The sequence below is a fragment of the Sphaerisporangium perillae genome, from assembly GCF_023276435.1.
Lineage (GTDB): Bacteria > Actinomycetota > Actinomycetes > Streptosporangiales > Streptosporangiaceae > Sphaerisporangium > Sphaerisporangium perillae.
Genome location: NZ_JALLPO010000004.1, coordinates 185,071 through 196,800 on the forward strand (window position 1 = coordinate 185,071; position 11,730 = coordinate 196,800).

Genomic DNA, 11,730 nt, shown 5'->3' on the forward strand with positions numbered 1-11,730 from the left:
GCGGCGGGCGAGCGCGAAGAGCCGCCGGTGTACGGGGGCGAGGTGTCAGTACGGGGGCGAGGTGTCAGTGCGGGTGCGGGGACGTCAGGAGGCCGGCGCGGTGAGGGCCTCGGACTCCCACAGGTCCCGGTAGTAGCCCGGTACGGCCACCAGCTCGTCGTGGTGGCCGCGCTGTGTCACCCGGCCGCCCGAAAGGACGATGATCTCGTCCACGCTTTCCAGGCCGTGCAGGCGGTGGGTCACCAGCAGCGTCGTGCGCCCGTGGGTGACGTCGAGCAGGTCGGCCATCAGCGCGTCGGCCGTGGCCCCGTCCAGAGACTCCGCCGGCTCGTCGAGCAGGAGGATCTCGGGATCGTGCAGCAGCGCGCGGGCCAGGGCGAGCCGCTGGAGCTGGCCTCCCGACACCGTGCGGCCGTCCTCGCCGAGCGTCACGTCCCAGCCGATCCGCTCGACCCAGGTGGAAAGGCGCGCCCGGTGCACGGCCCGCGCGAGCTCTTCCTCGTCCGCCTCCGGACCGGCCAGCCGCAGGTTGTCGCGCAGGGTCGCGCGGAAGACGTACGGGTCCTGCGTCAGGCCGGTGATCATGGCGCGGACGTCGTCGGGGGAGAGCTCGCGGACGTCGGTGTCGTTGATCAGGATCCGGCCCGCCTCGAAATCGACGGTGCGCATGAGCGCGGACAGCAGGGTGCTCTTGCCGGCCCCGCTCGGCCCGACCACGGCCACCCGCCTGCCGGGGGTCAAGGTCAGGGAGACCCCGTCGAGGGCGGGTGCCCTGCCCGCGGCGTGGCGCACCACCAGGTCCGCGACCCGCACGGTCAGCGGCGCGTCCGGCGGGGGCGCGGGCGCCGCCGGCTCCGGTACGGCGGCCGGCGTGGCCTGGACCTCCCGCAGCCTGCGCAGCGCCGCCGTCACCCCGGCGAACCGCTCGCCCGCCGCCGCCAGCGGCAGCACCGGCTCGAACGACACCAGCGCGGTCAGCGCCAGCACGGCGGTCGGCACCTGCCCGATTCCGGCGCGGTGGGCGACGAGCACGATCGCCGCCACGGTGAGGCCCTGGACCAGCGTGCCGAGCGCGAGAGCGGCGGCGTTCGCCCTGCTCTGCCGCCGCTCCAGCGCCGCCAGCTTCGCGTCGGACTCGGCGGAGGCGGCCAGCGCCCGCTCGCCGGCCCCGTACGCGGCGAGGTCGGCGCTCCCGTGCACCAGGTCGGCGACCCGTGCCGCCAGCTCCGCCCGCGCCGGGGCGACACGGGCCGACCAGCGCCGGGCGGCGGCGGCCGCGCCGGCGGGCAGCAGCAACCCCGCGACGAGCAGCCCCGCCAGAAGGACCAGGGCGGCGGCGGGCAGCAGGAACGCGCCGAGCGTCACCGCGGCGACGGCGGTCACCGCGGCGGCGAGCGCGGGCTGCAGGCAGCGGACCAGCAGGTCCTGGACAGCGTCGGTGTCGTCCACCATCCGGCTCAGCAGGTCGGCGCCCCGGTGGCCGAGCGGCCCCGACGGGATGAGCGCCGCGTACAGCCGCTCGCGCGTCGTGGCCTGCGCGCGCAGCGCGACGTCGTGCCCGGCGAGGCGCTCGCCGTACCGGAAGAGGCCACGGCTGGTCGCGAAGGCCCGCACGGCGACGATCGCGACGCTGAGGGCGGCGAGCGGCGGCTGCTCCGCCGCCCGGGTGATCAGCCACGCCGCCGCCCCGATGAGCCCGAGGGCGGCCAGCTCGGCGGCTGCGCCCGCGGCGACGGCGGCCAGCATCCGGCCGCCCATCCCCGCTAGCAGCCCCCGGCCGTTCGGGGAGGCCGCGCGCTCGCTCGCCGTGGTGCCGGGCAGGGTTCCTGTGCTCATCGCGAACCTCCGACCTGCGCGCCGCCCGAAGTTCTCGGTTCCTGGGCGGGTTCCGCGCCGTCTGGGGTTCTCGGTTCCCGGACGGGTTCCGCGCCGCCGGAGGGCCGGGGTACCAGGTGGTCGGACACGACCTTCCCCGCCTCCACGCGGACGACCCGGTCGGCCAGATCGATCATGGCGGGGCGGTGTGCGACGATCACGGCGGTGCGTCCTTCGGCGAGCGTCCGGGTGGCCTCGACGATGGCGGCCTCGCTCCTGCCGTCCAGGCGCGCGGTCGGCTCGTCCAGCAGCAGCATCTCGGCGTCCGGCCGGCAGAAGGCCCGGGCGAGGGCGATGCGCTGCCGCTGGCCCGCCGACAGCCCGGCCCCGCGCTCGCCGATCACGGTGGCGTACCCCTCGGGCAGGGCCGCCACGAACTCGCCGGCCCGGGCGGCCTCCGCCGCCGCGCGGACCTCCTCGGGGGAGGCGGACGAGCCGAGCCGGATGTTGTCGGCCACGGAGGTGGCGAACAGGTGGGGCCGTTGCGGCACGAACGCCAGCCGCCGGCGCCACAGATCGACGTCCAGGGCCGAAAGGTCGACCCCGCCGACCAGCACGCGGCCCTCGGACGGGGTCACGAAGCCGAGCAGCAGGTGCAGCAGGGTGCTCTTGCCCGCGCCGCTCTCGCCCACCAGGGCCAGGCGCTCGCCGGGGGCGACGACCAGCGAGACGTCGTCGAGCGCGGCGTCCTCGCGGCCCGGGTAGCGGACCGTGACGTTCTCCAGCCGGATCTCCGGCACGCCCTGCGGCGGCAGGACCGCCGGATCCCCGCCGGTCGCGGCCTCGTCCGTGGCGGGCGCCGGTCGCGGCGCCCGTCGCGATCCAGGAGCCGATTCCGGCTCCGGCTCGGGCTCAGGAGCCGGCTCCGGGTCCGGTTCCAGGACGGCGAAGGTGTCGTCCGCGGCGGCGACGCCCTCCATGGCGGCGTGGAACTTCGTGCCCATCGCCCGCAGCGGGATGTACGCCTCCGGGGCGAGCAGCAGGACCAGCAGGGCCGTGCGCAGGTCCAGCGAGCCCGACAGCAGCCGCAGGCCGACCGGTACGGCGACGAGCGCCAGGGACAGCGAGGCGACCAGTTCCAGCACCAGCGAGGACAGGAACGCCACACGGAGCGTGCGCATGGTGGCCGAACGGTGCGCGTCGGCCACCTGCCGGATCACCGTGGCCTGGTAGCGCGCCCGCCCGAACGCGCGCAGCGTCGGAAGGCCGCGGACGACGTCCAGGAAGTGGCCGCCGAGGCGCGAGAGCGCCCGCCACTGCCGCTCGGTGACCGCCTTGGTCTGCCAGCCGACCAGCGCGCCGAAGACCGGGATCAGGGGAAGCGTCAGCAGGACGATCACGGCGGTGCCGAGGTCGGCGACGAAGAGCCGGACCAGCACGGCGAGGGGCACCACACCGGCCACCGCGACCGCCGGAAGGTAGCCGGTGATGTAGGGATCGAGCGCGTCCAGGCCGCGCCCCGCCAGCGTGACGAGCTCGCCCGAACGGTGCGCGGTGAGCCGGGCGGGCCCGAGATCGCGCAGACGGGAGAGCAGCCGGCCCCGCAGCACCGACTTCAGCGCCGTGGCCGTGCGGCCCGCGGCGACCCCCTGCAGGCCGCCGAAAAGCGCCCGCACCACCACCACGGCCGCCAGCGGGAGCAGTGCCGCCGTGGTGAACGCGCCCGACAGCACACCCGACAGCAGCTCGGCCTGCGCCAGCACGAGCAGCCCCGCGAGGACGGCCGCCACGGCGCACACCAGCAGATGGAGGCGGACCGCCCGCTCGCTGCGCGCGAGGCGCAGGAGATCCTTGTGCATCGGCTCCTCAGAAGAACGACGGGATGGCCGTGGTGGCGCCGGCGGACCGGATGGGACCGAACGTGCGCCACACCCATACTTGCGCCGCCACCATGATGGGAGTGACGGGCAGGACGATGAGATTGAGCACATTCAGTGTCGCCGACGGGGCCGCGTGATCGAGCAGCGCCGGCGCCAGCAGGACCAGCGGCACCGCGACGGGCAGCGCCGCGACGGCGGCCGAGAGCCGCAGGCGCCGGCCGGTGCCGCGCGCCTCGCTCGGGCCCGACAGCCGCCACACCGTGAAGGCGCGGCCGTGGAAGGCGAACGCGGCGGCCACCACGGCGCCGTACAACAGGCCGATCAGGTCGAACGGGCGGTCAGGCAGTCCCCGCACCACGGAGGCGAGGGCCACTCCCCAGCTCAGGGCGAGGCCCCAGGAGGCGGCGCACAGGATCGCGTCCCAGAACGCGCCCCAGGCGGCGCCGTCGAGCCTGCGCCGGAACCACAGCCCCGCGTCGCGCAGGATCCAGGACACCAGCAGGGCCACCACGACCGGGTACAGGCCGTTGACCACCGTGCCCTCGAGCGAGGGGAACGCGCCGAACAGCGTGCCCGCGGCGGCGATGAGCCAGATCTCGTTGGCGAGCACGAAGGGGGCCATCGCGGCCACGAGGCGGTCCCGGTGCCGGCGGCGGGGGCCCGGCTCCCCGGCGCGCTCCCGGGCCCGGCTGAGCACGGGGAGCATCATCCCCACGCCGATGTCGAAGCCTTCCAGGGCGAAGTAGCCGATCAGCAGCACGCCGAGGATCGCAAGCCAGATGATCTCCATGGGGGGAGCTCCTCAAAGGGGGTACGGGGGAGGGAACGGCGGTCAGAGGACGAGGGCCGGCTCGGGTGAGGGCTCGGCGGGCTCGGCGGCGCCGAGATCGACCTGCGTGGGGCCGCGCCGCACCACCCGGGCGATCAGCAGGTAGTCGGCGAGGGCGAGCAGCCCCAGCACGCCCGCGAAGGCGGCGAAGGACAGGGTCACCATCTCCTTGGTGAGGCCGGGAGACATGGCGTCGGCCACGGTGAGCCGGCCGTACACGAGCCACGGCTGTCGGCCGACCTCGCGGGTGAGCCAGCCCAGGATCGCGGCGACGAACGGCAGCGGCGTCATGAGCATGAGCACCGGGTGCATCCACCGAGCGCGGGCGAGCAGGTTGCGGAACAGCAGTGGCAGCAGCACGAACATCACGATGGTGTGGACGAGCTGCCCGATGAGGATCATGTTGCCGAGCGCGGCTCCGGGCAGCGCGCCCTTGAACTTGTCGGGCTGGATGTCGCCGACGAACGCGAACTGGGCGTATCCGAAGCCGACGGCGAGGTTGGTGCCGACGAACGCCCAGACCACGCCCGTGCGCAGCGATCTGCGGAAGAACTCCTGCTCGGGGGTCCGGCGGAAGAGCTGGTAGGCGCTGGCGCCGATGATGACGAAGCTGCCGGCGAACAGTCCCGCGCCGATGACGTGCGGGAAGGCCATCAGCAGGCTGGGGTTGGTGAGCAGCGCGGAGAAGTCGGTCAGGACCAGGTGGTCGCCCCGCCGGACGCTGCCGGCCGGGTGCTGCAGGAAGGAGTTGGCCACCATGATCCAGAACGCGCTGGCGTAGGCCGTGAGCGTGACCAGCCAGATGCACGCCAGATGGAGTCTCTTCGGCAGGCGGTTCCAGCCGAAGATCCACAGGCCGAGGAAGGTGGACTCCAGGAAGAAGGCCACGAGGGACTCGATCGCGAGCGGCGCCCCGAACACGTCGCCGGCGAAGTGGGTCAGGCCGCCCCAGCTCAGCCCGAACTGGAACTCCATCACCAGGCCGGTGAACACGCCGAGCGCGTAGTTGATCACGTAGATCTGACCCCAGAACCGGGTCATGCGCTCGAAGACCGGCTTGCCGCTGATGGCGTGGCGGGTCTGCATGATCGCGACGAGGGGGGCCATGCCCAGTGTGAGCACGACGAACAGGAAGTGCAGGCTTCCCGTCACCGCGAACTGCAGCCGGGCCAGGTCGAGCACGTCCATGGCTCCTCTTCCCTAGTTGTGTCTGCCTACATGTAGAGAGCCTACCTATAGACTGGGTCGCATGACGCACCTGGATAGGCTTTAGCGGTGAATCCCGACGCGCTTCGCGGCCACATGGACGCTCTGCTGCTCTCCGTCCTGGAACACGAGCCGCTGCACGGATACGCGATCATCGAGGCGTTGCAGGAGCGCAGCGGAGGCGCGCTCAGCGTGCCGACCGGCACGGTCTATCCCGCGCTGCGCAGGCTGGAGCGCCTGGGCCACCTGACGAGCGAGTGGGCGACGGTGGCGGGCCGCAAGCGCCGCACCTACCGGCTCACCCAGAGCGGGCGTGCCGCACTGGCCGGCGAGCGGTCGTCATGGCGGCAGTTCACCGACGCGATCGGCAGCGTGCTCGCGCCCCGACCGCAAGAGTGACACCGCCAGGAGTCAGGCCCGCAAGAGTGACCTGCCCGCGTCCGCCTCTGAGCCGCCGCCTCAGCCGAGCACTCGCTGCCGCCGGACTGTGGGCGCCATGGGCAGGGGGCGGGAGGCGATCAGGCAGCGGGTCGCGCTGTACAGCAGCCAGCCCGCCACCAGATAGCTGAGGGTGCTCGCCACCGCCCCCGGGGGGTAGTCGGAGAAGCCTCTCAGCGCGGCGGCGTTGCCCGCCGACAGCGCCGCCGACATCAGCAGGACCGCCGGCACCTGGATCCACACCAGGATGCCCAGCGCCCGGGTGACCAGGCCGGGGTGCCGCATGCGCCGCGGCGGCCGTCCGAGGGTCAACAGGGCCAAGGCGCCGACGACGCCCATGCAGAGCTGGAACCAGTCGAGAAAGTGCGAGAGCGGCGTGAACCAGGCGGGCTTCGCGGCCATGGCGGCCGGCGGGGGCTCGGGGAAGATCTTCCAGATGCCGCTCCACATGACGGTCAGGAGCGGCACGGTGATGAACAGCACCGCGGCGGTCCGGCGGCCCTGGTGCGCGGCGAGTTCCTCCTGGTAGCCGGGGGCGATCACCCTGACCGGCCCGAACTCGGCCACCGCCATCCGTTCGGCCTCGGCCCGGTCCACGCCCTCCGCGAGGTAGGCGTCGGCGGTGTCGGCGAGGCTGTCGCGCGCTTCGGTCACCATGTCGCGCCTGACCCGCGCCGGCCCGCGCAGCGTCCGGTCGAGCGTGGCCACGTAATCGTCGATGACACTCGCGCTCGCCATGTTCTCCCCAGGTTCCGCCCGTGATGCGCGTCAGGTCCCCATTGTGTCGTCGGGTAGGGGAGGTGGGTAATCGGGGGAATCCCTGACACACCCCTGGTGCACAGGTAGGAAAAAACACTGGACCAACCGGTCCGGCCGTGGGGCCGGTCCACTCGGGGTCAGTTCACGCCCGCCGGGGAAGCGTGCGCGGCGGGCGCCGGGGTGGGGGAGCGGTGGCTGATGGGGCGTCTGGCCGGGTGGGCGCCGGCCGACCAGAACAGGGCCGCCGCGGTGACCGCCGTGACCAGGGTCAGCCAGCAGAGCGTGCGTCCCATGCGCAGGCCGTACCCGCAGGCCAGCCAGTACGCCGCGAGGGCGATCCTGACCCGGCGCCTGCGCGTCGCCAGGCGGCGCATCTCCATGGCGCCGAAGGCGAAGTCCGCGGAGGTCTTCTTGTCGTCGACCGCGCGCCGGAGCCGCTCGTACAGCCCGGCCAGGCGGCCGGGGTCCAGCGGCTGGTCCGCCCAGGAGGACCAGCCGCGCCAGGCGTGCTCGTCGGCCACGACGCGGCGGCTGGTCCACCACAGGACCGGGGGCCAGCGCAGCCCGACGCGTACGCCTTTCGGCGTGGCGGCGAAGGTGCAGGCCGACAGCCGCAGCGCCTCCGGCCGCCGCACCTGGGCCAGCCGGCAGCCACTGAGATCGGCGCCGGTCAGCGTGAGCGCGCAGGCGTCCAGGCGGTCCAGGGACACCACCCGCAGCCTTCCGGTGCGGGTGAAGACGGCCGCCGTCGCGGTCAGGAGGGCCTCGCGCAGGTCGAGGTCGGCGTCCGACAGCCGCGCGGTGAGCCGGCCGGAGATCCTGGCGCCCGCCAGGTCGACGGGGCAGCCCGTGACCTCCAGCTCCAGCGGGCCCGAGGCGTGGATGCCGGAGAGCGCCAGCCGGCGGCCGACGCGGATCTGGGTGAGGAAGACGCCGCTGTGGAAGCCCGCCCCCTCGAACCCGGCGGTGCCGGCGAAGACCGCCTTGCGATAGGACACCGCCCGGCGGAAGCGCGCCGCGCGGAAGATCGCGTCACCGTCGAACATCGCGTGGTCGAAGGCCGTGAAACCGTGGAACTCGGCGCCGTGGAAGGAGGCGTCCCTGCCGAACCTGGCCTCGCCGAAGAGCGCGTCGCTGCCGATGCGCACGCGGTCGAACGCGCCGTGCCCCCGGACGCGGGCTCCGTGCATGGAGAACTCGCGGGAGAAGCGGGCCTCGCGGAAGGAGGCGTTGCGGGTGAAGCGCGTGCCGAAGAAGGAGGCGAGGCGGTCGAACCGCGCGTGGTCGAAGGTCGCGTCCCCGGCGAAGACCACCTCGGCGAAGCGCGCCGGGCCGGTGAAGTGGGCGCGGTCGAACCTGGCCCGGCCGAGGTGGCGTCCCACCGCGTCGAGGACCCGGGTGAGCAGGTCCTCGGTGACGACGGTGCCACGCAGGTCGACGCCGTGGCCGGGAGCCAGCCCGACAAGGAACACCTCCAGCTCGGCCGGCGTCAGGTGGGCCGTGCAGCGGTCGTGCGGCCTGCACGGGATGCCCGCGCAGTCGGCGGAGGCGTCACACGTCTTCCAGCCGGCGTCGAGAGAGAGAATCTTCAGCGGGGGCGTCATGCCAAAGTCATACCCAATGTCGGGTAACAGGTCGCTAAATCGTGACGGAAAGCTGACAGAGTGTATCCGGGGCGTCTGATTCCTCAAGCCCGCTAGATCTAAGGACGCCAAGCCTACGGCCGTTAGTCGACATGAAGTGTCAAGATTCCGCTATTTCATCTTCTATCTAGTTCTAGTACGAGATCGCGGGGTTTCCCGGCTCTACGCTCCCGGTCATGCGTGCTCTATCCCGGGCGCTCGCCGCCCTCATGGCCGCCGGCATATCCATCGCCGGCGTCGCCGCCCTCTCATCGTCCCCGGCCTCCGCTGAACCGGGGACCGCCGTGATCAGCCAGGTGTACGGCGGCGGTGGCAACACCGGCGCCCCGTTCACCAACGACTTCGTGGAACTGTTCAACCGCGGCGGCACCGAGGTCTCCCTCGACGGATGGTCCCTCCAGTACGCCAGCGCGACCGGCACCGGCAACTTCGCCGCCAACAAGCTCGACCTGTCCGGCAGCCTCGCCCCTGGGCGCTACCACCTGATCCAGCTGGCCGCCGGAGCGACCCCCAGCACCTCGCTGCCCGCCCCCGACAGCACGGGCGGCCTCAGCCTCAGCGGCACCGCCGGCAAGGTGGCCCTGGTCCGGTCGGCCGACGGCCTCGCCTGCAACGGAGGCTCGGCGCCCTGTACGGCCGAGCAGCTCGCGCTCCTGGCCGACCTGGTGGGATACGGCACGGCCAACTTCTCCGAGGGCGCGGCGGCCCCCGCCCTGACCAACGCCACCGCCGCGATCCGCGCGGAACACGGCTGCGCGGACACCGACGCGAACGCGGCGGACTTCGCCGCCGGGGCGCCCGCGCCGCGCAACTCGGCGACGCCCGCCGCTCCCTGCGGCACGGAGGGCACCCCGACCCCGACGCCCACCGATCCGACGCCGACCCCCACCGAAACCCCGACCCCCACCGACACGCCCACGCCCACCGAGACGCCGACGGTGAGCCCCACGCCGACCCGTACGGTCGAGCCGTGCGAGCTCCCGGCGACCCACCAGATCGCCCAGGTCCAGGGGAGTGGTGCGGCCAGCCCGCTCGCGGGCCAGACCGTGCGCGTCGAAGGCGTCGTCACCGGCGACTACCAGGCGACGGGCGGACTCGGCGGCTTCTACATCCAGGACCCGACGCCGGACGCCGACCCGGCCACCTCCGACGCGGTCTTCGTGTTCTCCTCCAGGCCCGCCGCCACCGGCGACCGGGTGCTGGTGAGCGGCACCGTGACCGAGTTCAGCGGCCTGACCGAGCTGACCTCGGTCTCCGCCGTCGACGTCTGCGGCACCGGGACGGTCGAGCCGGCCAAGGTGAATCTGCCGTCGGCCGCGGGCGCGAGCTTCGAGCCGCTCGAGGGCGTGCTCGTCACCTTCCCTGAGAAGCTCACCGTCTCCGAGGTGTTCAACCTGGGCCGCTTCGGTGAGATCACCCTCTCCTCGGAAGGACGGCTCTTCCAGCCGACCGACCGCGACCACGTCGACCCGGCGCTGAACGCGCGGCGCCAGATCCTGCTGGACGACGCCTCCAACGTGCAGAACCCGCCCGGCCTGCCCTACCACACGACCGGCTCCAACACCGTGCGGGTGGGTGACGGCACCTCCGGGCTCACCGGCGTGCTGACCTACGGCTTCGGCGTCTACCGGGTGGAGCCGACGCTGCCGGTCGTCTTCAAGGCCGACAACCCCCGCCCGGCCAAGCCGGCCAAGGTCGGCGGCGACGTCAGGGTGGCGAGCCTCAACACCCTCAACTGGTTCACCACGCTGAACGAGCGGGGCGCCAACACCGCCGAGGAGCGCGACCGTCAGCTCGCCAAGCTCGTCGCCACGCTGAAGGGCCTCGACCCCGACGTCGCCGGGCTCATGGAGGTCGAGAACAACGGCGCCACCGCCCTGAACGCCGTGGTCGACGCGCTCAACGCCGCCGTCGGTGCGGGCACCTACAAGGGCGTCACCTCGCCCGTCCCGGGCACCGACGCGATCCAGGTCGCGGTGATCTACAAGCCCGCGGTGGTCAAGCCGGTCGGCACCGCCCGCTCCTCCAGCGACCCGGTGTTCCGCCGGCCGCCGCTCATCCAGGAGTTCCAGCGCGTCAAGGGCGACGGGACGTCGTTCACGATGATCGTCAACCACTTCAAGTCGAAGGGCTGCGACGGCGCCACCGGAGCCGACCTCGACCAGGGCGACGGGCAGAGCTGCTTCAACGCGGAGCGCGTCCGCCAGGCCGAGGCCATCCTCGGGCTGATCGACACGCTCGCGCTGCCCAACCCGGTCGTGCTCGGCGACCTCAACGCCTACGGCGAGGAGGACCCGATCCACACCCTTGAGGCCGGCAAGCTGACCAGCGTCAGCAAGGAGTTCCTCGACAAGAAGGACCGCTACAGCTACGTCTTCGGCGGGCTCTCCGGCGAGCTGGACCACGTGCTCGTCGGCGAGCGCCTCCTCAAGCTGGTGACCGGCGCGACGATCTGGCACATCAACGCGGACGAGGGCAGGTTCATGGACTACAACACCGAGTTCAACCCGCCCGCGCTGTACTCACCGCAGGCCTTCCGGTCCTCCGACCACGACCCGCTGCTCCTCGGCCTCCGCCTCCCCGCCGGCCGTCAGTAGCCCCTGCGGGGCAGGCGGTCCGGCAGGGCGTGGAGGTGCGGAATTCGGGAACCGGGTAGATGGTTATGCCGATCGAAAACGACGAGACACGAGACGAGGAACCACCTGTGGCGACCATCGCGGTGACCGAGACGAACTTCAACGACATCGCCGACGAGGGCATCGTCCTCCTCGACTTCTGGGCGGCGTGGTGCGGTCCCTGCCGGACCTTCGGGCCGATCTTCGAGAAGGCCTCCCAGAAGCACGAGGACATCAAGTTCGGCAAGATCGACACGGAGGCCGAGCGCGGTCTGGCGGAGGGGTTCGACATCACCTCGATTCCCACCGTCATGGCCATCCGTGACGGCATCGTCGTCTTCGCCCAGCCGGGCGCGCTGCCCGAGCCCGCCCTGGAGGACCTGATCAAGCAGGTCCGCGCGCTCGACATGGACGCGATCCGCAAGGAGATCGCGGCCGACATCGACGCCGGGGCCGAAGGCCCCGACGACGGCCGCCGTCCCTGAAGCACCGCAGGGAACACCGAGAGCCGGTTGCGGCGCCCCCAGGGGGGGGGCCACCAGCGG

The 11,730-nt window shown here is 72.8% G+C and carries 9 protein-coding genes; 3 read left to right on the forward strand and 6 right to left on the reverse strand.

Annotation, left to right across the window (positions count from 1 at the left end; all coding sequences use genetic code 11):
• Positions 1 to 84 precede the first annotated feature (84 nt).
• From cydC to MYF83_RS05715, 4 genes are read right to left on the reverse strand one after another with little or no spacing between them, the layout of a single operon-like run.
• Positions 85 to 1,836 carry a thiol reductant ABC exporter subunit CydC gene (gene cydC, locus MYF83_RS05700; RefSeq protein WP_248959103.1) on the reverse strand — a complete coding sequence of 584 codons (1,752 nt, stop codon included), beginning with the start codon at positions 1,834 to 1,836 and terminating at the stop codon, positions 85 to 87.
• On the reverse strand, positions 1,833 to 3,674 hold the full coding sequence (gene cydD / locus MYF83_RS05705; RefSeq protein ID WP_248959104.1) for a thiol reductant ABC exporter subunit CydD: 1,842 nt from the start codon (positions 3,672 to 3,674) through the stop codon (positions 1,833 to 1,835). The genes cydC and cydD overlap by 4 nt, the downstream gene beginning before the upstream one ends.
• A gap of 7 nt (positions 3,675 to 3,681) precedes the next feature.
• On the reverse strand, positions 3,682 to 4,485 hold the full coding sequence (locus MYF83_RS05710; RefSeq protein WP_248959105.1) for a cytochrome d ubiquinol oxidase subunit II: 804 nt from the start codon (positions 4,483 to 4,485) through the stop codon (positions 3,682 to 3,684).
• Between the two features lie 42 nt (positions 4,486 to 4,527).
• Entirely contained in the window at positions 4,528 to 5,712 is a 1,185-nt protein-coding gene (locus tag MYF83_RS05715; protein ID WP_248959106.1) for a cytochrome ubiquinol oxidase subunit I, read from the reverse strand.
• Between the two features lie 87 nt (positions 5,713 to 5,799).
• Here MYF83_RS05715 and MYF83_RS05720 point away from each other — a divergent pair, with 87 nt between their 5' ends.
• Positions 5,800 to 6,129, forward strand: coding sequence for a PadR family transcriptional regulator (locus MYF83_RS05720; RefSeq protein WP_248959107.1), 330 nt, complete (start codon positions 5,800 to 5,802; stop codon positions 6,127 to 6,129).
• A 60-nt stretch (positions 6,130 to 6,189) separates the two neighbouring features.
• On the opposite strand, the gene MYF83_RS05725 is transcribed toward MYF83_RS05720, so the two are convergent.
• Both MYF83_RS05725 and MYF83_RS05730 read right to left on the reverse strand, forming a co-directional pair.
• Positions 6,190 to 6,906 carry a permease prefix domain 1-containing protein gene (locus tag MYF83_RS05725; protein ID WP_248959108.1) on the reverse strand — a complete coding sequence of 239 codons (717 nt, stop codon included), beginning with the start codon at positions 6,904 to 6,906 and terminating at the stop codon, positions 6,190 to 6,192.
• Between the two features lie 158 nt (positions 6,907 to 7,064).
• Positions 7,065 to 8,531, reverse strand: coding sequence for a pentapeptide repeat-containing protein (locus MYF83_RS05730; protein WP_248959109.1), 1,467 nt, complete (start codon positions 8,529 to 8,531; stop codon positions 7,065 to 7,067).
• A 215-nt stretch (positions 8,532 to 8,746) separates the two neighbouring features.
• On the opposite strand from MYF83_RS05730, the gene MYF83_RS05735 reads away from it, so the two are divergent.
• A complete protein-coding gene (locus MYF83_RS05735; RefSeq protein WP_248959110.1) occupies positions 8,747 to 11,167 on the forward strand; it encodes an ExeM/NucH family extracellular endonuclease in 2,421 nt (806 codons plus the stop codon).
• Positions 11,168 to 11,274: 107 nt separating this feature from the next.
• Positions 11,275 to 11,670, forward strand: a complete 396-nt coding sequence (locus MYF83_RS05740; RefSeq protein ID WP_248959111.1) for a thioredoxin family protein — start codon at positions 11,275 to 11,277, stop codon at positions 11,668 to 11,670.
• Positions 11,671 to 11,730: the final 60 nt, after the last annotated feature.

Excerpts from the sequence above, each read along its gene's own strand:
- cydC (WP_248959103.1), bottom strand. The coding sequence starts at position 1,836 with ATGAGCACAGGAACCCTGCCCGGCACCACGGCGAGCGAGCGCGCGGCC.
- cydD (WP_248959104.1), bottom strand. The coding sequence starts at position 3,674 with ATGCACAAGGATCTCCTGCGCCTCGCGCGCAGCGAGCGGGCGGTCCGC.
- MYF83_RS05710 (WP_248959105.1), bottom strand. The coding sequence starts at position 4,485 with ATGGAGATCATCTGGCTTGCGATCCTCGGCGTGCTGCTGATCGGCTAC.
- MYF83_RS05715 (WP_248959106.1), bottom strand. The coding sequence starts at position 5,712 with ATGGACGTGCTCGACCTGGCCCGGCTGCAGTTCGCGGTGACGGGAAGC.
- MYF83_RS05725 (WP_248959108.1), bottom strand. The coding sequence starts at position 6,906 with ATGGCGAGCGCGAGTGTCATCGACGATTACGTGGCCACGCTCGACCGG.
- MYF83_RS05730 (WP_248959109.1), bottom strand. The coding sequence starts at position 8,531 with ATGACGCCCCCGCTGAAGATTCTCTCTCTCGACGCCGGCTGGAAGACG.
- MYF83_RS05735 (WP_248959110.1), top strand. The coding sequence starts at position 8,747 with ATGCGTGCTCTATCCCGGGCGCTCGCCGCCCTCATGGCCGCCGGCATA.